The organism is Citrobacter sp. H12-3-2, from assembly GCF_009649895.1.
Taxonomy (GTDB): domain Bacteria; phylum Pseudomonadota; class Gammaproteobacteria; order Enterobacterales; family Enterobacteriaceae; genus Citrobacter; species Citrobacter portucalensis.
In genome coordinates this window covers 4,403,151-4,420,779 of sequence record NZ_CP045837.1, presented here as the reverse complement: position 1 = coordinate 4,420,779, position 17,629 = coordinate 4,403,151, and the positions used below count along the sequence as shown (strand labels likewise).

Below are 17,629 nucleotides of genomic sequence, written 5' to 3'. Positions count from 1 at the left end.
ACAAGAGGGTTTATATGAAATGTATTTTTGTATTTTATTGTTTTAAATGAATTTATTTTGACGTGTATGAATTTGAAGTAAATCCACTCTGCAAGTAAGAGAATTATTTGCGTACTTCATCACATTTAATCAAATTCAATCTTGTTGTGATTACTTTTGAAAATTAGAGTGAGGGCACAACATCCTGGGCATCTGTAATGAATGTTCAGCAACTTCGTCTACTGGAGATCGTTATGGAGATCCTCTACAACATCTTTACCGTCTTTTTTAATCAGGTCATGACCAATGCACCGTTGCTGTTGGGTATTGTGACCTGCCTCGGCTACATCCTGTTGCGTAAAAGTGTCAGCGTCATTATCAAAGGCACGATCAAAACGATTATCGGTTTTATGTTATTGCAGGCAGGGTCGGGCATTCTGACCAGCACGTTTAAACCGGTGGTGGCGAAGATGTCTGAGGTTTACGGTATCAATGGCGCGATCTCCGATACCTATGCCTCCATGATGGCAACCATCGAACGAATGGGTGATGCCTACAGTTGGGTAGGGTACGCCGTACTGTTAGCGCTGGCGCTGAACATTTGTTACGTACTGCTACGGCGTATTACCGGCATTCGAACCATCATGCTGACTGGGCACATCATGTTCCAGCAGGCGGGGCTGATTGCTGTCTCTTTATACATCTTTGGTTACCCGATGTGGACCACCATCATCTGTACCGCGGTGCTGGTGTCGCTCTACTGGGGCATTACCTCCAATATGATGTACAAACCGACGCAGGAAGTAACTGACGGCTGTGGTTTTTCCATCGGTCACCAGCAGCAGTTCGCCTCCTGGATTGCTTACAAAGTCGCGCCGTATCTGGGTAAGAAAGAGGAGAGCGTAGAAGATCTCAAGCTGCCAGGCTGGCTGAATATCTTCCATGACAACATCGTTTCCACCGCGATTGTGATGACCATCTTTTTCGGGGCGATCCTGCTCTCTTTCGGCATAGATGTGGTTCAGGCGATGGCGGGCAAAACCCACTGGACGGTCTATATCCTGCAAACCGGTTTTTCGTTTGCTGTCGCTATCTTCATCATCACCCAGGGCGTACGTATGTTCGTTGCTGAACTTTCAGAAGCGTTCAACGGTATCTCTCAACGTCTGATCCCCGGCGCGGTGTTGGCTATCGACTGCGCAGCGATTTACAGCTTTGCCCCCAACGCGGTGGTCTGGGGCTTTATGTGGGGCACCATCGGCCAACTGATTGCGGTAGGTATTCTGGTTGCCTGCGGCTCTTCCATCCTGATTATCCCAGGCTTTATCCCGATGTTCTTCTCGAACGCCACTATCGGCGTATTTGCTAACCACTTTGGCGGCTGGCGCGCGGCGCTCAAGATTTGCCTGGTGATGGGGATGATCGAAATCTTCGGCTGCGTCTGGGCGGTTAAGCTCACCGGTATGAGCGCCTGGATGGGCATGGCGGACTGGTCAATTCTGGCACCGCCGATGATGCAAGGCTTTGCCTCCATCGGCATCGTGTTTATGGCCGTCATTATTCTGATTGCACTGGCTTATATGTTTTTCGCAGGACGCACGTTGCGCGCTGAGGAAGACGCAGAAAAACAACTGGCAGAACACTCTGCTTAATAAGGAGTTCCGATTATGACCGTACGTATTCTGGCTGTGTGTGGCAATGGGCAGGGCAGTTCCATGATCATGAAAATGAAAGTGGACCAGTTTTTAACCCAGTCAAATATTGACCATACGGTGAACAGCTGCGCAGTGGGTGAGTACAAAAGTGAACTGAGCGGTGCGGATATCATCATCGCTTCTACGCATATCGCCGGTGAGATTACCGTTTCTGGCAATAAATATGTTGTTGGCGTACGCAACATGCTGTCGCCTGCCGATTTTGGGCCAAAACTGCTGGAAGTGATCAAAGCGCATTTCCCGCAGGACGTGAAGTAAGGGGCGGCATATGAAATTACGTGACTCGCTGGCAGACAATAATTCCATCCTTTTGCAAGCCGAGGCCAGTACCTGGCAGGAAGCGGTAAAGCTTGGTGTGGATCTGTTGGTTAAGGCCGATGTGGTTGAACCACGCTACTACCAGGCCATCCTTGATGGCGTTGAGCAGTTTGGCCCGTACTTTGTGATTGCGCCAGGCCTGGCAATGCCGCACGGCCGTCCGGAGGAAGGGGTTAAGAAAACCGGTTTTGCGCTGGTGACGCTGAAAACGCCGCTGGTGTTTAACCACGAAGATAACGACCCGGTCGATATTCTGATAACGATGGCGGCAGTTGACGCCAACACGCATCAGGAAGTGGGCATCATGCAGATCGTGAATCTCTTTGATGACGAAGCCAATTTTGACCGTTTACGCGCCTGCCGCACCGCGCAGGAAGTGTTGGATTTAATTGATAACGCCACTGCGGCGGCTGTTTAAAAGGATACCAAAATGTCATTACCTATGTTGCAGGTTGCGCTGGATAACCAATCAATGTCTTCCGCGTATGAAACGACGCGTTTGATTGCCGAAGAGGTCGATATCATTGAGGTGGGCACTATTCTTTGCGTGGCAGAGGGCGTGCGCGCCGTACGCGATCTGAAGGCGCTTTACCCGCATAAAATTGTGCTGGCGGACGCCAAAATTGCCGATGCGGGAAAAATCCTCTCCCGAATGTGTTTCGAAGCCAACGCTGACTGGGTCACCGTCATCTGCTGTGCGGATATCAACACCACCAAGGGGGCACTGGAGGTGGCGAAAGAATTTAACGGTGATGTACAGATTGAACTGACGGGTTACTGGACCTGGGAGCAGGCGCAAGAGTGGCGTGACGCGGGCATTGGGCAAGTTGTGTATCACCGCAGCCGTGATGCGCAGGCAGCGGGTGTGGCATGGGGAGAGGCGGATATCAGCGCGATCAAACGCCTGTCCGAGATGGGCTTTAAAGTCACAGTCACCGGCGGTCTGGCGTTGGAAGATCTGCCGCTGTTCCAGGGAATACCGATTCACGTCTTTATTGCCGGTCGCAGCATTCGCGATGCCGCCTCTCCGGTGGAAGCGGCCCGTCAGTTCAAACGTTCTATCGCCCAGCTGTGGGGATAAGGAGCGACTATGTTGTCGAAACAGGTCCCGCTCGGTATTTATGAAAAGGCACTCCCCGGCGGGGAGTGCTGGCTGGAGCGCTTGCAGTTGGCGAAGGAACTGGGCTTTGACTTTGTCGAAATGTCGGTTGATGAAACCGACGCTCGCCTGGCGCGTCTTGACTGGAACCGCGAGCAGCGACTGGCGCTGGTGGCCGCTATCGCCGAGACAGGGATACGGGTACCGTCCATGTGCCTGAGCGCTCATCGTCGTTTCCCGCTTGGCAGTGAAGATGATGCGGTGCGCGAACAGGGGCTGGAGATCATGCGTAAAGCCATTCAGTTTGCGCAGGATATCGGTATTCGCGTTATTCAACTGGCGGGTTACGACGTTTATTACCAGCAGGCCAATAACGAAACGCGTCGTCGGTTTCGCGATGGGCTGAAAGAAAGCGTAGAGATGGCGAGCCGTGCACAGGTGACGCTGGCGATGGAAATCATGGATTATCCACTGATGAATTCGATCAGTAAGGCGCTGGGATACGCTCACTATCTCAACAATCCGTGGTTCCAGTTGTATCCCGATATCGGCAATTTGTCGGCGTGGGACAACGATGTGCAGATGGAGCTGCAGGCGGGAATGGGCCATATCGTTGCCGTACACGTGAAAGATACCAAACCCGGCGTATTCAAAAATGTGCCGTTTGGTGAAGGGGTTGTCGATTTCGAACGTTGTTTTGCGACGCTCAAACAGAGTGGGTATTGCGGGCCATACCTGATTGAGATGTGGAGTGAAACGTCGGACGATCCGGCTCGTGAAGTGGCGAAGGCGCGCGACTGGGTGAAAGCGCGTATGGCCAGCGCCGGTCTGGTGGAGGCGGTGTAATGCAAAAACTCAAACAGCAGGTTTTTGAGGCTAATATGGATCTGCCGCGCTACGGGCTGGTGACGTTTACCTGGGGTAATGTCAGCGCCATCGACCGCGAACGCGGGATGGTGGTGATTAAGCCCAGCGGCGTCGACTACCAGACAATGACAGTGGACGACATGGTGGTTGTGGATCTGCACGGCAACGTGGTGGAAGGACGCTATCGTCCTTCTTCCGATACCGCCACCCATCTGGCGCTGTATCGTCGCTATTCCTCTCTTGGCGGCGTGGTGCATACCCACTCAACCCACGCGACGGCATGGGCGCAGGCAGGTCTGGCAATTCCTGCGCTAGGCACGACGCATGCGGACTACTTCTTTGGTGATATCCCCTGCACCCGGGCGTTAACTGAAGCGGAAGTTCAGGATGAGTATGAGCTGAACACGGGTAAAGTGATTGTTGAAACGCTGGGGGAGGTGGAACCTTTGCATACGCCAGGCGTAGTGGTGTACCAACATGGCCCGTTTGCCTGGGGCAAAGACGCTCATGACGCGGTACATAACGCGGTGGTGATGGAAGAGGTGGCAAAAATGGCATGGATTGCGCGTGGCATTAATCCGGCACTCAGCGCTATCGACAGTTATCTGATGAATAAGCACTTCATGCGTAAGCACGGCCCAAATGCCTATTACGGGCAGAAGTAGGAAAAAACGTTCCGGAGCCAACTCTTCATGGGGATGAGATCGGTCTGGCTTCGGGATTGTTTTGCAAAAAAAGCCCCCAGTGAAGGGGGCAAGTCAAACTGTGGCAATGTTCTCGTTGGTTATTTCTGGTGTTAACGATAAATATCTGCACTGGCGTGCATATTTCCGTTACTACCGGGTTCCCTGGTGAGGATCACGTGGTAGTAGGTTGCGCCTTGCGCATCGGTCTCTTCATTCAGGGCCTGAGTGGCTTCACTTTCAGTGGCGAAGTTATGATTTATGTAAATGACGCCTAAGCTCTGCACATCATCCATGTTCCTGGCCTGATGGTTATCAATTTTGATGGCTGCCGTTGCATTTGCACTGAGCAAAAGCACAGCCAGAAGGGTCAAAACACGGGCTCGCATATGTACCTCCTCGACTGCGGTCTCTGGTTGCCTCTCTCCTGTGAGTGATTAACTTCTGATGTAATTTTAACCGCTACCAGCGCAGTCGATAGCGACCATTTCTGATGCAGTTGTTCAAAAAATTACCGCATAACCATCTTTTCTTTAATTAACAGTCTGCTGGTGGATACCGCTGCGGTGAAAAAATACCTGCCTTTCGCGCATAAGCTCTTACCAAATAGTCAATTTAATCGGGTGAGTACGCCGTTTATAGTGAGCCGGATAATTAATATAACTTTATGATAATAAGGCAAAAACTTATGGATACTTCATTCATGGATTTCAGCTATTTCGTGGTTATGTTTATGGTCGCGCTGGTGGCTGGCTTTATTAACGTGGTGTCGGGTGGTGGTGGATTTCTCTCTATTGGCGCACTCTTAATTTCTGGTTTACCCCCGGCTAATGCGCTGGCAACCAATAAAATTCAGGCTCTGGGTAGCTCGCTGACCTCCGGAATTTACTTTTTACGCCGAGGACATATCAACGTGCAGGAGCACAAGTATGTGTTTTTATCTGCCTTTATCGGTTCTGCGCTGGGAACGACGCTTATCCAGTTCATTGAACCGGAACTGCTGAAGAAACTGCTCCCAATCCTGATTATCGCAGTCGCCATTTACTTTATTTTTGCGCCAAACCTTAGCGAACCGAAAAGAAAGCAGCAGGTATCCCTGTTTCTCTTCTCGTTGATCGGTGGGGGATGTATTGGTTTTTATGATGGCTTTCTCGGTGCTGGGGCAGGTTCCTTTTATACCCTCAGCTATATTCTGCTGTGGGGATACAGTATTGATAAAGCGCAAATCCACTCGAATTTTATTAACCTGGCGTCGAACATCGCCTCGATTTTGTTCTTCATTTTCGGCGGTAAAATGATCTGGTCGCTGGGTTTGGTGATGTTTGCAGGGCAATCCCTTGGCGCACGTCTTGGTGCGACAGTCGTACTGACGCGCGGTAAGAAAGTCATCCGACCCATGATTGTCATTGTCTCCATTTGTATCAGCATCAAAATGCTGCTGGATATGTATTAATGGCGACATGATAAATAATCGTACAAGCACCTTGAGTTTACCTGCTGACCCCAGTATTATGACGCGTCATTTTTCAGCCGACCTTTAACACGTTCCTTGCCTCCATGGGCCTCGGCTGACCCAGACAGGAGGCTGAATAATCCGTAAGGAGCAATTCGATGCGTCATTACGAAATCGTTTTTATGGTCCATCCTGACCAGAGCGAACAGGTTCCGGGTATGATCGAACGCTACACTGCTGCCATCACTGGTGCAGAAGGCACGATCCACCGTCTGGAAGACTGGGGCCGCCGTCAGCTGGCTTACCCGATCAACAAACTGCACAAAGCTCACTACGTTCTGATGAACGTTGAAGCGCCGCAGGAAGTGATCGATGAGCTGGAAACTACCTTCCGCTTCAACGATGCCGTTATCCGCAGCATGGTTATGCGTACTAAACACGCTGTTACCGAAGCATCTCCGATGGTTAAAGCGAAAGACGAGCGTCGTGAACGTCGCGATGATTTCGCTAACGAAACCGCAGATGATGCTGAAGCTGGGGATTCTGAAGAGTAATTTCTGATGACCAACCGTCTGGCGTTGTCCGGCACTGTGTGCAGGGCCCCCCTTCGAAAGGTCAGTCCATCAGGAATTCCTCATTGCCAGTTCGTGCTTGAGCATCGTTCTGTGCAGGAGGAAGCCGGGTTTCACCGGCAGGCGTGGTGCCAAATGCCCGTTATTATTAGCGGACACGAAAACCAGGCCATTACTCACAGTATAACGGTCGGTAGCGCAGTGACCGTTCAGGGGTTCATCTCTTGCCACAAGGCAAAGAACGGCCTGAGCAAAATGGTTCTGCATGCCGAGCAGATTGAATTGATAGATTCTGGAGACTAGCCATATGGCACGTTATTTCCGTCGTCGCAAGTTCTGCCGTTTCACCGCGGAAGGCGTTCAAGAGATCGACTATAAAGATATCGCTACGCTGAAAAACTACATCACCGAAAGCGGTAAGATTGTCCCAAGCCGTATCACCGGTACCCGTGCAAAATACCAGCGTCAGCTGGCTCGCGCTATCAAACGCGCTCGCTACCTGTCCCTGCTGCCGTACACTGATCGTCATCAGTAATCGGTCACGGTCCATTAATACGACTTTGAGAGGATAAGGTAATGCAAGTTATTCTGCTTGATAAAGTAGCAAACCTGGGTAGCCTGGGTGATCAGGTTAACGTTAAAGCGGGCTATGCTCGTAACTTCCTGGTACCACAGGGTAAAGCTGTTCCTGCTACCAAGAAAAACGTTGAATTTTTCGAAGCGCGTCGCGCTGAGCTGGAAGCTAAACTGGCTGACGTTCTGTCCGCTGCTGAAGCTCGTGCTGAGAAAATCAACGCACTGGAAACCGTAACCATCGCGTCTAAAGCTGGCGACGAAGGTAAACTGTTCGGTTCCATCGGTACTCGCGACATCGCTGACGCTGTAACTGCAGCTGGCGTTGAAGTAGCTAAGAGCGAAGTTCGTCTGCCGAACGGTGTTCTGCGTACCACTGGCGAGCACGAAGTGAGCTTCCAGGTTCACAGCGAAGTGTTTGCTAAGCTGACTGTAAACGTAGTTGCAGAATAAGTTTTTATTCTGATGACCGCGTAAAAGCGCCGGCCCTGTGCCGGCGTTTTGCTTTTCTGTTCCCCCGCTTTTCTCTCTGGCTATTCTTTATCCTTTTCGGGATAATCACAAAAATAAAACATTATTTCAAAGTGGTGATGGAATGGAACCAACGCACCAACCTCTGTTTGCGCGTAAAAATGTTGTCTACCTGAGCGCAGCGTTCTGCTGTCTGTTGTGGGGGAGCGCCTATCCGGCGATCAAAAGCGGATATGAGATCTTCCAGATTGCCACGGATGACATTCCCTCAAAGATTGTCTTTGCCGGATATCGCTTTCTGTTTGCGGGATTATTGCTGCTACTGCTGGCGGTAGCGCAGCGTAAACCGATTGGCCGGTTAAGTCCGCGTCAGTACGGCCAACTCACGCTGTTGGGGCTAACGCAAACCTCGCTGCAATACATCTTCTTCTACATTGGCCTGGCGTTCACGACGGGAGTGAAAGGGTCCATCATGAATGCGACCGGGACCTTCTTCAGCGTGCTGCTGGCCCATTTTATCTACCATAATGACAAACTGAGCTACAACAAAGCGCTGGGCTGTATTCTCGGCTTTGCCGGGGTGATGGTAGTGAACTTTAGCAGCGGACTGGATTTTAGCTTCAGCCTGTTAGGAGACGGCTCAGTAGTGATGGCGGCCTTTATTCTCTCTGCTGCCACGCTATATGGAAAACGTATTTCTCAGACGGTGGACCCGACGGTAATGACAGGGTACCAGTTGGGCGGTGGCGGCCTGGCGTTGGTTATCGGCGGCTACGCTTTTGGCGGCACGCTAACCGTACACGGTGCGTCTTCGGTGGCGATTCTCGGCTACCTGACGTTACTCTCTTCGGTCGCTTTCGCCTTGTGGAGTATTCTGCTCAAGCATAATCGCGTGGGGATGATTGCGCCGTTTAACTTCCTGATCCCGGTTTCGGGTGCAGTGCTGTCGGCAATATTCCTCGGTGAAAACATTCTCGAATGGAAATATGCGGTAGCGCTGGTGCTGGTGTGTTCGGGGATCTGGTGGGTGAACAAGGTGAAACGCTGACGTTTCACCTTGATGCCTGATGGCGCTATCTCTTATCAGGCTTGGAATCGCGGGGTCACAGTGCTTAACGGGCGCGGATAAAACTGCCGTTAGGCTGGCGGGTAAACAGTACCTGCTGACCATTCCCGGTATCAATGGTTAATCCCGTCACCACGCCATTGGCATTCTGCCTGATCTGTATCATCTGACCGTCTTTCAGATTGCTCAGTGGTTTTCCGGCGCCTTCAACCTGTGCCATCGCATACACATCGGTTGGCGGGAGGTTATGGTCACGGAATACCTGCGCCAGCGTTTTACCTGAGTCTACGCGGTAGGAGCGCCACTGCTGGTCAATTCCGCTATCCTGTTGGAAAGGTTGTGTCTGCGGCTGAGATTGCTGGACCTGAGGTTGTGCATCAGGTTCTCCTTCCTGGATTGGCTCTGGCGCAACCGGAGCGACCTGGCCGGGATCATTTTGCGGCGGGACAAGCTGTGCCTGCAGCTGAGCCTCGGTCGGTGGCTGCGACTGTGACTGTAAATCCAGCTGGGCAGTACGCGTCACCACAGGGGTATCGCTGGTGTCACTGGAAGGGAGCAGGAAACCTATCACCAACACAATAGCAGCAATAATAATGCCGCGGCGGTGCATAGGCGGTAGCGGGTCCATAATGCGAAAATTGTCCGGTGCATGCCAGATTTTCGCCAGGGTTGGTTTTAATTCAAAGCGCCCGGGCATGGCTTTCCTCCTGCTCCGCGTCTCGTTCCTCGATCATAGAGTATAGATGGCTAACGCTATGATGTTCGTCATATTACCCGCTTTCGTGACGTCAACGCGGGATATTCCTATTGTTTATGTTTCCTCGCGATTTGTCATCTGTTCCCGAGACAAAGTTTTACCGGATGCGGCATGGCTGATATGCTGCCCGCTACTTTACATCCGATGAAAGGAAATATGATGGCTAACCCGACTTTTGACACTATCGAAGCGCAAGCAAGCTACGGCATTGGTTTGCAGGTAGGACAACAGCTGAGCGAATCCGGACTGGAAGGACTGTTGCCTGAAGCGCTGGTAGCGGGTATCGCTGACGCGCTGGAAGGTAAGCACCCGGCAGTGCCGGTTGATGTTGTGCATCGCGCACTGCGTGAAATCCACGAACGTGCTGATGCAGTTCGTCGCGAGCGTTTCCAGGCTATGGCGGCTGATGGCGTCAAATATCTGGAAGAAAACCGTGAGAAAGACGGTGTGAACAGCACTGAATCTGGTTTGCAGTTCCGTGTTCTGACCCAGGGTGAAGGTGCTATTCCGGCACGTACTGACCGCGTTCGCGTGCACTACACCGGTAAGCTGATCGACGGTACCGTGTTTGACAGCTCTGTCGCACGTGGCGAACCGGCTGAATTCCCGGTTAACGGCGTAATCCCAGGCTGGATTGAAGCGCTGACCCTGATGCCGGTAGGTTCCAAATGGGAACTGACTATTCCTCAGGAACTGGCTTACGGCGAGCGTGGCGCTGGCGCGTCCATTCCTCCGTTCAGCACGCTGGTGTTCGAAGTTGAGCTGCTTGAGATCCTGTAAGCAGTGACTTCTGTTCCCCCCGAGGCCGGGGGGAGCAAAAAAATAGCGTGAAAAGCTATAGTTACGTCGTTGTCGATATTTTATCTTGCAAATGCCCCATCAGCATGTATTTTTGTGAGCTGATTCGCGCTATCAGAGTGATATGACACTCACTTTAAACATTAAATTAACATTATATCTAAATCTTAGTATTCATCCCGCCAATTCTTACCTAATATCGATGAGTCCTGATAACAGGATCGTCGTATCATAGACACACTAAAGGCCGTAGAGCCTGAACAACACAGACAGGTACAGGAAGAAAAAACATGGTAGATCAGGTAAAAGTCGACACCGCTGAAGAGGCGTCGTCTGAACAGTCGCTACGGCGCAATCTCACAAACCGTCATATTCAACTTATTGCTATTGGTGGCGCTATCGGTACTGGCCTGTTTATGGGCTCCGGTAAAACCATCAGTCTCGCCGGACCGTCGATCATCTTTGTGTATATGATCATCGGTTTTATGCTGTTTTTCGTGATGCGCGCAATGGGTGAATTGCTGCTCTCGAATCTGGAGTACAAATCGTTTAGTGATTTCGCCTCCGACCTGCTCGGGCCATGGGCCGGGTATTTTACCGGCTGGACCTACTGGTTCTGCTGGGTTGTTACCGGGATGGCAGACGTGGTCGCGATTACCGCGTATGCGCAATTCTGGTTCCCCGAACTGTCAGACTGGGTCGCCTCGCTGGCGGTGATTGTGCTGCTGCTGAGCCTCAACCTCGCCACCGTAAAAATGTTCGGTGAGATGGAGTTCTGGTTTGCGATGATCAAAATCGTTGCCATCATCGGCCTGATTGTCGTCGGTCTGGTGATGGTGCTGACGCACTTCCAGTCGCCAACCGGCGTTCAGGCATCGTTCACGCACTTGTGGAATGACGGTGGCTGGTTCCCGAAAGGTCTGAGTGGCTTCTTTGCCGGTTTCCAGATAGCCGTGTTTGCGTTTGTGGGTATTGAGCTGGTGGGTACGACCGCAGCGGAAACCAAGGATCCGGAGAAATCTCTGCCGCGCGCCATTAACTCGATTCCAATCCGTATCATCATGTTCTACGTGTTCGCGCTGATCGTGATTATGTCCGTTACGCCGTGGAGCTCGGTAGTGCCAACCAAGAGCCCATTCGTTGAACTGTTTGTGTTGGTTGGTCTGCCTGCTGCGGCGAGCCTGATCAACTTTGTGGTGCTGACTTCAGCTGCCTCTTCTGCAAACAGCGGCGTGTTCTCTACCAGCCGTATGCTGTTCGGTCTGGCGCAGGAAGGCGTTGCGCCTAAAGCGTTTGCCAAGCTGTCTAAACGCGCAGTTCCGGCGAAGGGTTTAACCTTCTCCTGTATCTGTCTGCTGGGCGGCGTGGTGATGCTGTACGTGAACCCGAGCGTGATTGGCGCCTTCACCATGATCACCACCGTATCGGCGATTCTGTTCATGTTCGTCTGGACCATCATTCTTTGCTCGTACCTGGTGTACCGCAAGCAGCGTCCTCACCTGCATGAAAAATCAATCTACAAGATGCCGTTAGGCAAGCTGATGTGCTGGGTATGTATGGCGTTTTTCGTCTTCGTACTGGTACTGCTGACGCTGGAAGATGATACCCGTCAGGCGCTGATCGTCACGCCGCTGTGGTTCATCGCGCTGGGTCTGGGCTGGTTGTTTATCGGTAAGAAACGTATGGCAGGCGTGCGTTAATCGCTAAGCAGTGAGATGTTGGCCGGATAAGGCGTTTACGCCGCATCCGGCACTATGCTGGCGGGATTGCCTGATGCGGCTTCACCTTATCAGGCCTACGTTCGAAGTCGTTGTAGGCCCGGTAAGCGCTAGCGCCACCGGGCTTTTTTATTCACCTGCGAGGGCACGCGGGAACAACACATTGTTTTCCAGGCTGATGTGTTCCATCAGGTCGTCAATCATCTCGTTAATGCCGTTATACATGGCTTTCCAGGTGGTGCAGGCCTCTGGTGGCGGCGTTACGTTATGGGTGATGTGTTTGATCACTTCTACCAGTTCACCCGCATCGTCATGTTCGCTTTCCATCACGCTGATTGGCCCCATCGCCTGGCTACCCATGCCCTGTTTAATCATCGGGAACAGGATCTGCTCTTCCTTCATCATGTGGCTGGACAGCTCTTCATGCAGCATGGTCAGGTTTTTCGCCAGACCGCGCGGTACGTTCGGTTTGTCTGCGTGAACGCGTTCAACTTTAGTAGCCTGCAGGATCAGCTCCGGCAGCTGTTCGCGGTGTCTGTCGTGATAACGCACGATGATATGGTCGATGATTTCAGCCAGAGCCACGGTACGCCAGTCTTTCTCCAGCGGCTGTTCAGCCAGCTGCGCGAGCTGCGCCTCAATAACGTCTAAATCCAGCTCTTTACGCGCGGCAGCGCGTGCCAGCGTTTGCTTACCGCCGCAGCAGTAATCCATATCGTATTTACGAAACAGGGCCGAAGCGCGAGGAATAGAGAGCGCCAGTTCACCTAAAGGTTGATCGCGATAAGACATTGCCGTTACCTCATTCTCAATAATATAAGATGTATTTTAAATGCAACTTATGGCGAAGGATATAACCCTTTCGGGGTGGGGTGTTTTGTGATGGGCGTCACGAAAATTTCTTATCTCGTTAAGATGCTGAATCTTATTGGAAAGGAGAAGTACGGCGAAAAAAGCCGCACGACAGGATTAAATAAGCGCACGCCGCTGCCGATAGTTAGACCTCAGACAATACCTGCATAATAAAAGGCTACAGATGTTCAAACGAATCAAAGTGATAACCTTACTTATCACCGTGTTACTCGCGCTGGGCGCAATGCAGCTCATCTCCGCGGGCGTCTTTATTGGCGCACTCAATAACGATAAGCAGAACTTTAACGTGTCTCAACTTTCCAGCCAGAACGTGGCCGAGTTTACCGATGCGTGGATTAGCCTGAACCAGGCTCGCGTCACGCTCAACCGGGGCATGCTGCGTTTACAGGGAACGATGGCCAGCGAGATTAACGGCGGTCAATTGAAGGAGCTGGTGAACACGGCAAATCGCCTGTTGGCCGAATCGAAAGAGCATTACGATAAATACTACGCTCTGCCGGAAACGCCGGGGCTGGATGAGCATCTGGCCGATCGACTGGAAGAGCAGTACGGCATCTATTCTGCGACGCTGGCAAAAATGAACGCGCTGCTGGCTGAAGGAAAGCTGGAAGAGATGTTCAAGCAGAATGCCGAGCAAAAGCAAACGGCCATGCAGGACGTTTATCGGGAATGGCGTAGCGCGCAAACGGCGCTGGCCGCTGCCGGAGTGCAGGACAATGAGAGTGATTACCAGAAGATAATCTGGCTGCTGTCCGCGGTGATGCTGATTGTCGTCACCGTGATTATCGCCAGTTGGCTGGCGATGCAGCGAGTGCTGCTCAAGCCGCTCCACGAGGTGATGGGACATATTCGCTACATTGCCGCAGGCGATTTGACGCACCCCATCAGCGCCGATGGCAGCAATGAAATGGCGCTGCTGGCAAGTAACGTCCGTGACATGCAGCAGGCGCTGGCGAATACGGTCAGCGTGGTGCGTGACGGGGCCGATACCATCTATACCGGTGCGGGTGAAATCGCCGCAGGCAGTAACGATCTCTCTTCACGTACCGAGCAGCAGGCCGCCTCTCTGGAAGAGACCGCAGCCAGCATGGAACAACTTACCGCAACCGTGAGACAGAACGCAGATAACGCGCGTCAGGCGACCAGTCTGGCAAAAAATGCTTCACAGACGGCGCAAAAAGGCGGAACCGTGGTTGATGGTGTGGTGCGTACGATGGATGAAATCGCCACCAGTTCCAGCAAAATCGCGCAAATTACCAATGTTATCGACGGCATTGCCTTCCAGACCAATATTCTGGCACTGAACGCGGCGGTTGAAGCGGCGCGTGCGGGCGAGCAGGGGCGCGGATTTGCCGTGGTCGCAGGCGAGGTTCGGACGCTGGCGCAGCGTAGCGCTCAGGCGGCGAAGGAGATCAAAGCGCTGATAGATGACTCAGGGAATCGGGTCAATGCCGGTACGGCGCTGGTGCATGAAGCGGGCGAAACGATGGCGGAAATAGTTAGCGCTGTGACCCGCGTGACCGACATCATGGGGGAGATTGCCTCAGCTTCTGATGAACAAAGTCGGGGTATCGATCAGGTAGGCCAGGCGGTTGCCGAAATGGATCGCGTCACGCAGCAAAACGCCTCGCTGGTAGAAGAGTCCGCTTCCGCCGCTGCCGCGCTTGAAGAGCAGGCCGCGCGGTTGAACCAGACGGTAGCGGTGTTTAAAGTGTCTCGCCGGATGGCAGCGTAAACGCCTTATCCGGCCTACATGAGATCGTACAGTCCTTGTAGGCCGGATAAGCAGTGCCATCCGGCACATTATGATTGTGAAACCACCACGACGCTCGGTTTCTGCGGCTTGGCTCTGACTGCTATCACCACCCCAACCATCAGTAGCGCAATACCGCTAACCGTCAGCAGAGGTGGAAATTCCTGACGCAGAATAAAGGTGTACAACAAACCGGCCAGCGTTTCGAAGACAATCAACGGGCCGAGGATCACCGTCGGCAATTTTTGGCTGGCGACGTTCCAGCACAGTGCGCCAACCCACGAACACAATACCGCAATGGCTATCATCAGACCGATAAACACGCCCGGACGCGGACCGAAGGGTAGAGCGAAGTCCGGTGTTTGCCCGTTCAGCCACAGGCAGGCGGCAATGTAACCGAGCAGAGAAACGGGCAACGTTACCAGAGCCTGGGCCGTCGCCCACATCATCGGGTGCTTATCGGGATTCTCGCGCAGCCAGCGGGCATTACGCAGCGCGTACCATGCCCAACACACCACCGAGACAAGCGCCAGCGCGATGCCGGAACCATAACGCCAGCCACTAAAGTCTGGTAACCCCTGATTCAGCTCCGAGATATTCACGCACAGCAGTCCTATACCAATCAATACCAGCGCAGGCGACAGACGCCACCATGATAATTTGCCGTCACGCTGGCTGTAGAGCAGGTTAGCGAAGACCGGGATCACCACCGGCAATGTACCAATAATCATCGTGGAGACCGGTGCGCCGGTGCGCTGGATGGCGCTTGCCAGGCAAACGTAATAAATCAGATTCCCCATCATTGTTAGCGTCAGCGCAGTTACCCAGTCTTTCCGCACGAGTTGACGCAGGCGCGCACGTCCCAGCCAGGCAATCGGCAATGCGATCAGCCCCAGCGCCAGATAACGCCCCATCGACTGCAATACCGCCGGGTATTCCGGTACGATCAGCGGTCCAACAAAAATTAATCCCCACATCAGCCCGGCCAACAGGGCATACAACACACCGCTAATCATTTTTGACATCCACATCGTTTAACAATGAGTCGAGTGTAAGCAGGAAAAATGCTGCCGTATTGTATGAGATTGCTGATCAACGCCGGACGACTTGTTTCTGATAACGCACCGGCGTAATGCCGTAGCGATGGGTAAACGCGCGGGTGAGATGCGACTGGTCGGTGAGGCCGGTTGCGGCGGCGACCTCTGCGGCGGGCATACCGTAAGTGAGAAAACCTTTGGCTCGCCACAGCCGGATCGCCATCAGCATCTGGTGCGGCGTGACGTGGAAATGAGACTTAAACTGGCGCTGAAAATGCCAGGGACTCAGCGATGCAACCCGCGCCAGCTCGTCGAGCGTGACCGGATGCATATAATTATCGTGCAGATACTCACGTACCCGTTCAAAGCGATGCGCCCCCTCCGTTAATACTGGCGCATGGCGGGCCAGCGGCTGGAACGTGTCGATCAGATCGAGTAGGAGTCCTTTTTGCGCCAGCGGATCCTCCGTGTTCCACAGGCCGTGGATCAGCGAGCAGATCTGGCGCGAGCGCAGCGGATCGTGACGCGTTACGTCATGAAACCACCAGTGGCGGATCCCGGTGACCTCTTCCAGAAGGTCGGGTTCAAGGTAAATCATCCGATAGCGCCAGCCGTCGGCGGTTTCGGCTTCGCCGGTATGCAGCTCATCGGGATTCATGGTGACGACGGAATGGGCGGGGGCAACATACTGCGTGCCGCGATAACGAAAACGTTCGGCTCCGGCTTCTATCGCGCCAATGCCAAACGCTTCATGGGTGTGCGGCTCGAAAGCGTAACGCGAGATGTGTGCATGATACAGCTCAACGCCCGGCACCTGCGCCAGATGGCGAAAGCGGGCGCTGTCTTTCTCATCAATAAACTGCTCAGGTACACCTTGCACGTTTTCTCTCCCCACGCATCATCCTGTCATTATCAGAGAGGATGCGCGGGGATGCCACCACAATTAACTAATTTTTAACACTTACACGATGCCTTTGACGCTGTCAGCCAACGAGGTGGTCGGGCGACCAATCAGTTTGCTCAGCGTATGGCTGTCGTCGAACAGACCACCTTTGGAGGCGCCAGTGTCTGAGTCAGCCAGCATGTCCGCCAGCCCGGCAGGCAGGCCTACACCTTTTAGCGCGGCGGCAAAATCTGCTTCGCTCAGGTTCTGATACACCACTTTTTTACCACTCTGTTTTGCCAGCTCGGCAGCCAACTGGCTCAGGGTCCAGCCTGCGTCGCCCGCCAGTTCATAAGTTTTACCGGCGTGACCGTCTTCACTGATGACGCGCGCGGCGGCAGCGGCATAGTCGGCGCGGGTCGCTGAGGCAATTTTGCCTTCACCTGCAGCCCCGATAAACACGCCGTGTTCCAGTGCAGCCGGTGCGCTGGCGAGATAGTTTTCGGTGTACCAGCCGTTACGCAGCAGCGCGTAGGCGATACCGGATTCAGCCAGCATCTTCTCGGTTGCCACATGCTCATCAGCCAGCCCCAGCGGGGAGGTGTCGGCGTGCAGCAGGCTGGTGTAGGCGATGAATTTCACGTGCGCGGCTTTCGCTGCGTTGATCACGTTGCGATGCTGCGGGGCGCGTTGTCCCACTTCGCTGGAGGAGATTAGCAGTAGCTTGTCGATACCCTGTAAGGCAGTTGTAAAGGCGGCTTCATCGCTGTAATCCGCCTGACGAACGGTAATGCCCTGCTGGCTAAGCGCCGTCGCTTTAGCGGGATTACGCACAATTGCCACAATCTGGCTGGCAGGAACGGTTTTCAGCAGAGATTCAATAACGTGTTGGCCCAGTTGGCCGGTGGCGCCGGTAATTGCGATCATGGAGTGACTCCTTGGTATTGGTCTTGTGTTTAATCACGCTAACACCTAAACTTACTTTTAGTAAGTACGCACAAAAAGGTTAGTATG

General features: G+C 53.1%; 21 protein-coding genes. 15 read left to right on the top strand and 6 right to left on the bottom strand.

Features of this window, described 5'->3' with window-relative positions; genetic code table 11:
* Positions 1-233: 233 nt before the first annotated feature.
* From ulaA to GHC22_RS21000, 6 genes are read left to right on the top strand one after another with little or no spacing between them, the layout of a single operon-like run.
* Positions 234-1,631, top strand: a complete 1,398-nt coding sequence (gene ulaA / locus GHC22_RS21025; protein ID WP_153754007.1) for a PTS ascorbate transporter subunit IIC — start codon at positions 234-236, stop codon at positions 1,629-1,631.
* A 15-nt stretch (positions 1,632-1,646) separates the two neighbouring features.
* Positions 1,647-1,952: a PTS ascorbate transporter subunit IIB gene (ulaB, locus tag GHC22_RS21020; protein WP_003025655.1), complete on the top strand. Its 306-nt coding sequence runs from the start codon at positions 1,647-1,649 to the stop codon at positions 1,950-1,952.
* A 10-nt stretch (positions 1,953-1,962) separates the two neighbouring features.
* Positions 1,963-2,430, top strand: coding sequence for a PTS ascorbate transporter subunit IIA (ulaC, locus tag GHC22_RS21015; protein ID WP_006686330.1), 468 nt, complete (start codon positions 1,963-1,965; stop codon positions 2,428-2,430).
* Positions 2,431-2,442: 12 nt separating this feature from the next.
* Positions 2,443-3,093 carry a 3-keto-L-gulonate-6-phosphate decarboxylase UlaD gene (gene ulaD / locus GHC22_RS21010; RefSeq protein WP_003025660.1) on the top strand — a complete coding sequence of 217 codons (651 nt, stop codon included), beginning with the start codon at positions 2,443-2,445 and terminating at the stop codon, positions 3,091-3,093.
* 9 nt (positions 3,094-3,102) lie between these two features.
* Positions 3,103-3,957 carry an L-ribulose-5-phosphate 3-epimerase gene (locus GHC22_RS21005; protein WP_008786014.1) on the top strand — a complete coding sequence of 285 codons (855 nt, stop codon included), beginning with the start codon at positions 3,103-3,105 and terminating at the stop codon, positions 3,955-3,957.
* Positions 3,957-4,643 carry an L-ribulose-5-phosphate 4-epimerase gene (locus GHC22_RS21000; protein ID WP_153753861.1) on the top strand — a complete coding sequence of 229 codons (687 nt, stop codon included), beginning with the start codon at positions 3,957-3,959 and terminating at the stop codon, positions 4,641-4,643. Before GHC22_RS21005 ends, GHC22_RS21000 begins: the two co-directional genes overlap by 1 nt.
* 131 nt (positions 4,644-4,774) lie before the next feature.
* On the opposite strand, the gene yjfY is transcribed toward GHC22_RS21000, so the two are convergent.
* Positions 4,775-5,050 carry a DUF1471 family protein YjfY gene (gene yjfY, locus GHC22_RS20995; protein WP_003025668.1) on the bottom strand — a complete coding sequence of 92 codons (276 nt, stop codon included), beginning with the start codon at positions 5,048-5,050 and terminating at the stop codon, positions 4,775-4,777.
* A 299-nt stretch (positions 5,051-5,349) separates the two neighbouring features.
* Between yjfY and GHC22_RS20990 the strand changes: the two genes are divergently transcribed.
* From GHC22_RS20990 to GHC22_RS20965, 6 genes are all read left to right on the top strand, one after another.
* The gene (locus GHC22_RS20990) at positions 5,350-6,114 is read left to right on the top strand and encodes a TSUP family transporter (RefSeq protein WP_003830447.1); all 765 of its coding nucleotides are present in this window, start codon (positions 5,350-5,352) and stop codon (positions 6,112-6,114) included.
* Between the two features lie 158 nt (positions 6,115-6,272).
* Complete coding sequence (rpsF, locus tag GHC22_RS20985) at positions 6,273-6,668, top strand: 30S ribosomal protein S6 (RefSeq protein ID WP_003025672.1); 396 nt, start codon at positions 6,273-6,275, stop codon at positions 6,666-6,668.
* Between the two features lie 6 nt (positions 6,669-6,674).
* Positions 6,675-6,989 carry a primosomal replication protein N gene (gene priB, locus GHC22_RS20980; protein ID WP_003025674.1) on the top strand — a complete coding sequence of 105 codons (315 nt, stop codon included), beginning with the start codon at positions 6,675-6,677 and terminating at the stop codon, positions 6,987-6,989.
* Between the two features lie 4 nt (positions 6,990-6,993).
* Positions 6,994-7,221 carry a 30S ribosomal protein S18 gene (rpsR, locus tag GHC22_RS20975; protein ID WP_000135199.1) on the top strand — a complete coding sequence of 76 codons (228 nt, stop codon included), beginning with the start codon at positions 6,994-6,996 and terminating at the stop codon, positions 7,219-7,221.
* 41 nt (positions 7,222-7,262) lie between these two features.
* Positions 7,263-7,712 carry a 50S ribosomal protein L9 gene (gene rplI, locus GHC22_RS20970; RefSeq protein ID WP_003025676.1) on the top strand — a complete coding sequence of 150 codons (450 nt, stop codon included), beginning with the start codon at positions 7,263-7,265 and terminating at the stop codon, positions 7,710-7,712.
* A 142-nt stretch (positions 7,713-7,854) separates the two neighbouring features.
* Positions 7,855-8,778 (top strand): DMT family transporter, encoded by a 924-nt coding sequence (locus GHC22_RS20965; RefSeq protein ID WP_079934473.1) that lies wholly within the window; start codon positions 7,855-7,857, stop codon positions 8,776-8,778.
* A gap of 64 nt (positions 8,779-8,842) precedes the next feature.
* Here the strand turns inward: GHC22_RS20965 and GHC22_RS20960 are convergent, their stop codons facing one another.
* Complete coding sequence (locus tag GHC22_RS20960) at positions 8,843-9,493, bottom strand: LysM-like peptidoglycan-binding domain-containing protein (RefSeq protein ID WP_032942177.1); 651 nt, start codon at positions 9,491-9,493, stop codon at positions 8,843-8,845.
* Positions 9,494-9,712: 219 nt separating this feature from the next.
* Here GHC22_RS20960 and fklB point away from each other — a divergent pair, with 219 nt between their 5' ends.
* Both fklB and cycA read left to right on the top strand, forming a co-directional pair.
* Complete coding sequence (gene fklB / locus GHC22_RS20955; protein ID WP_032934269.1) at positions 9,713-10,333, top strand: FKBP-type peptidyl-prolyl cis-trans isomerase; 621 nt, start codon at positions 9,713-9,715, stop codon at positions 10,331-10,333.
* A 308-nt stretch (positions 10,334-10,641) separates the two neighbouring features.
* Positions 10,642-12,051 carry a D-serine/D-alanine/glycine transporter gene (gene cycA, locus GHC22_RS20950; RefSeq protein ID WP_008786019.1) on the top strand — a complete coding sequence of 470 codons (1,410 nt, stop codon included), beginning with the start codon at positions 10,642-10,644 and terminating at the stop codon, positions 12,049-12,051.
* A 147-nt stretch (positions 12,052-12,198) separates the two neighbouring features.
* Here the strand turns inward: cycA and ytfE are convergent, their stop codons facing one another.
* Complete coding sequence (gene ytfE, locus GHC22_RS20945) at positions 12,199-12,861, bottom strand: iron-sulfur cluster repair protein YtfE (protein WP_003025690.1); 663 nt, start codon at positions 12,859-12,861, stop codon at positions 12,199-12,201.
* 244 nt (positions 12,862-13,105) lie between these two features.
* On the opposite strand from ytfE, the gene GHC22_RS20940 reads away from it, so the two are divergent.
* On the top strand, positions 13,106-14,677 hold the full coding sequence (locus GHC22_RS20940; RefSeq protein ID WP_032942179.1) for a methyl-accepting chemotaxis protein: 1,572 nt from the start codon (positions 13,106-13,108) through the stop codon (positions 14,675-14,677).
* Positions 14,678-14,745: 68 nt separating this feature from the next.
* Here GHC22_RS20940 and GHC22_RS20935 read toward each other — a convergent pair whose 3' ends face one another.
* The 3 genes from GHC22_RS20935 to GHC22_RS20925 form a co-directional block, all read right to left on the bottom strand.
* Positions 14,746-15,711 (bottom strand): DMT family transporter, encoded by a 966-nt coding sequence (locus GHC22_RS20935; protein ID WP_048236274.1) that lies wholly within the window; start codon positions 15,709-15,711, stop codon positions 14,746-14,748.
* A gap of 76 nt (positions 15,712-15,787) precedes the next feature.
* Complete coding sequence (locus GHC22_RS20930; RefSeq protein WP_020996259.1) at positions 15,788-16,612, bottom strand: AraC family transcriptional regulator; 825 nt, start codon at positions 16,610-16,612, stop codon at positions 15,788-15,790.
* Between the two features lie 81 nt (positions 16,613-16,693).
* Positions 16,694-17,542, bottom strand: coding sequence for an SDR family oxidoreductase (locus tag GHC22_RS20925; protein ID WP_060682842.1), 849 nt, complete (start codon positions 17,540-17,542; stop codon positions 16,694-16,696).
* Positions 17,543-17,629 lie beyond the last annotated feature (87 nt).

What these genes read in the sequence shown, in the direction of transcription:
- ulaA (WP_153754007.1), top strand. Translation starts at nt 234, where the DNA reads ATGGAGATCCTCTACAACATCTTTACCGTCTTTTTTAATCAGGTCATG.
- ulaB (WP_003025655.1), top strand. Translation starts at nt 1,647, where the DNA reads ATGACCGTACGTATTCTGGCTGTGTGTGGCAATGGGCAGGGCAGTTCC.
- ulaC (WP_006686330.1), top strand. Translation starts at nt 1,963, where the DNA reads ATGAAATTACGTGACTCGCTGGCAGACAATAATTCCATCCTTTTGCAA.
- ulaD (WP_003025660.1), top strand. Translation starts at nt 2,443, where the DNA reads ATGTCATTACCTATGTTGCAGGTTGCGCTGGATAACCAATCAATGTCT.
- GHC22_RS21005 (WP_008786014.1), top strand. Translation starts at nt 3,103, where the DNA reads ATGTTGTCGAAACAGGTCCCGCTCGGTATTTATGAAAAGGCACTCCCC.
- GHC22_RS21000 (WP_153753861.1), top strand. Translation starts at nt 3,957, where the DNA reads ATGCAAAAACTCAAACAGCAGGTTTTTGAGGCTAATATGGATCTGCCG.
- yjfY (WP_003025668.1), bottom strand. Translation starts at nt 5,050, where the DNA reads ATGCGAGCCCGTGTTTTGACCCTTCTGGCTGTGCTTTTGCTCAGTGCA.
- GHC22_RS20990 (WP_003830447.1), top strand. Translation starts at nt 5,350, where the DNA reads ATGGATACTTCATTCATGGATTTCAGCTATTTCGTGGTTATGTTTATG.
- rpsF (WP_003025672.1), top strand. Translation starts at nt 6,273, where the DNA reads ATGCGTCATTACGAAATCGTTTTTATGGTCCATCCTGACCAGAGCGAA.
- priB (WP_003025674.1), top strand. Translation starts at nt 6,675, where the DNA reads ATGACCAACCGTCTGGCGTTGTCCGGCACTGTGTGCAGGGCCCCCCTT.
- rpsR (WP_000135199.1), top strand. Translation starts at nt 6,994, where the DNA reads ATGGCACGTTATTTCCGTCGTCGCAAGTTCTGCCGTTTCACCGCGGAA.
- rplI (WP_003025676.1), top strand. Translation starts at nt 7,263, where the DNA reads ATGCAAGTTATTCTGCTTGATAAAGTAGCAAACCTGGGTAGCCTGGGT.
- GHC22_RS20965 (WP_079934473.1), top strand. Translation starts at nt 7,855, where the DNA reads ATGGAACCAACGCACCAACCTCTGTTTGCGCGTAAAAATGTTGTCTAC.
- GHC22_RS20960 (WP_032942177.1), bottom strand. Translation starts at nt 9,493, where the DNA reads ATGCCCGGGCGCTTTGAATTAAAACCAACCCTGGCGAAAATCTGGCAT.
- fklB (WP_032934269.1), top strand. Translation starts at nt 9,713, where the DNA reads ATGGCTAACCCGACTTTTGACACTATCGAAGCGCAAGCAAGCTACGGC.
- cycA (WP_008786019.1), top strand. Translation starts at nt 10,642, where the DNA reads ATGGTAGATCAGGTAAAAGTCGACACCGCTGAAGAGGCGTCGTCTGAA.
- ytfE (WP_003025690.1), bottom strand. Translation starts at nt 12,861, where the DNA reads ATGTCTTATCGCGATCAACCTTTAGGTGAACTGGCGCTCTCTATTCCT.
- GHC22_RS20940 (WP_032942179.1), top strand. Translation starts at nt 13,106, where the DNA reads ATGTTCAAACGAATCAAAGTGATAACCTTACTTATCACCGTGTTACTC.
- GHC22_RS20935 (WP_048236274.1), bottom strand. Translation starts at nt 15,711, where the DNA reads ATGATTAGCGGTGTGTTGTATGCCCTGTTGGCCGGGCTGATGTGGGGA.
- GHC22_RS20925 (WP_060682842.1), bottom strand. Translation starts at nt 17,542, where the DNA reads ATGATCGCAATTACCGGCGCCACCGGCCAACTGGGCCAACACGTTATT.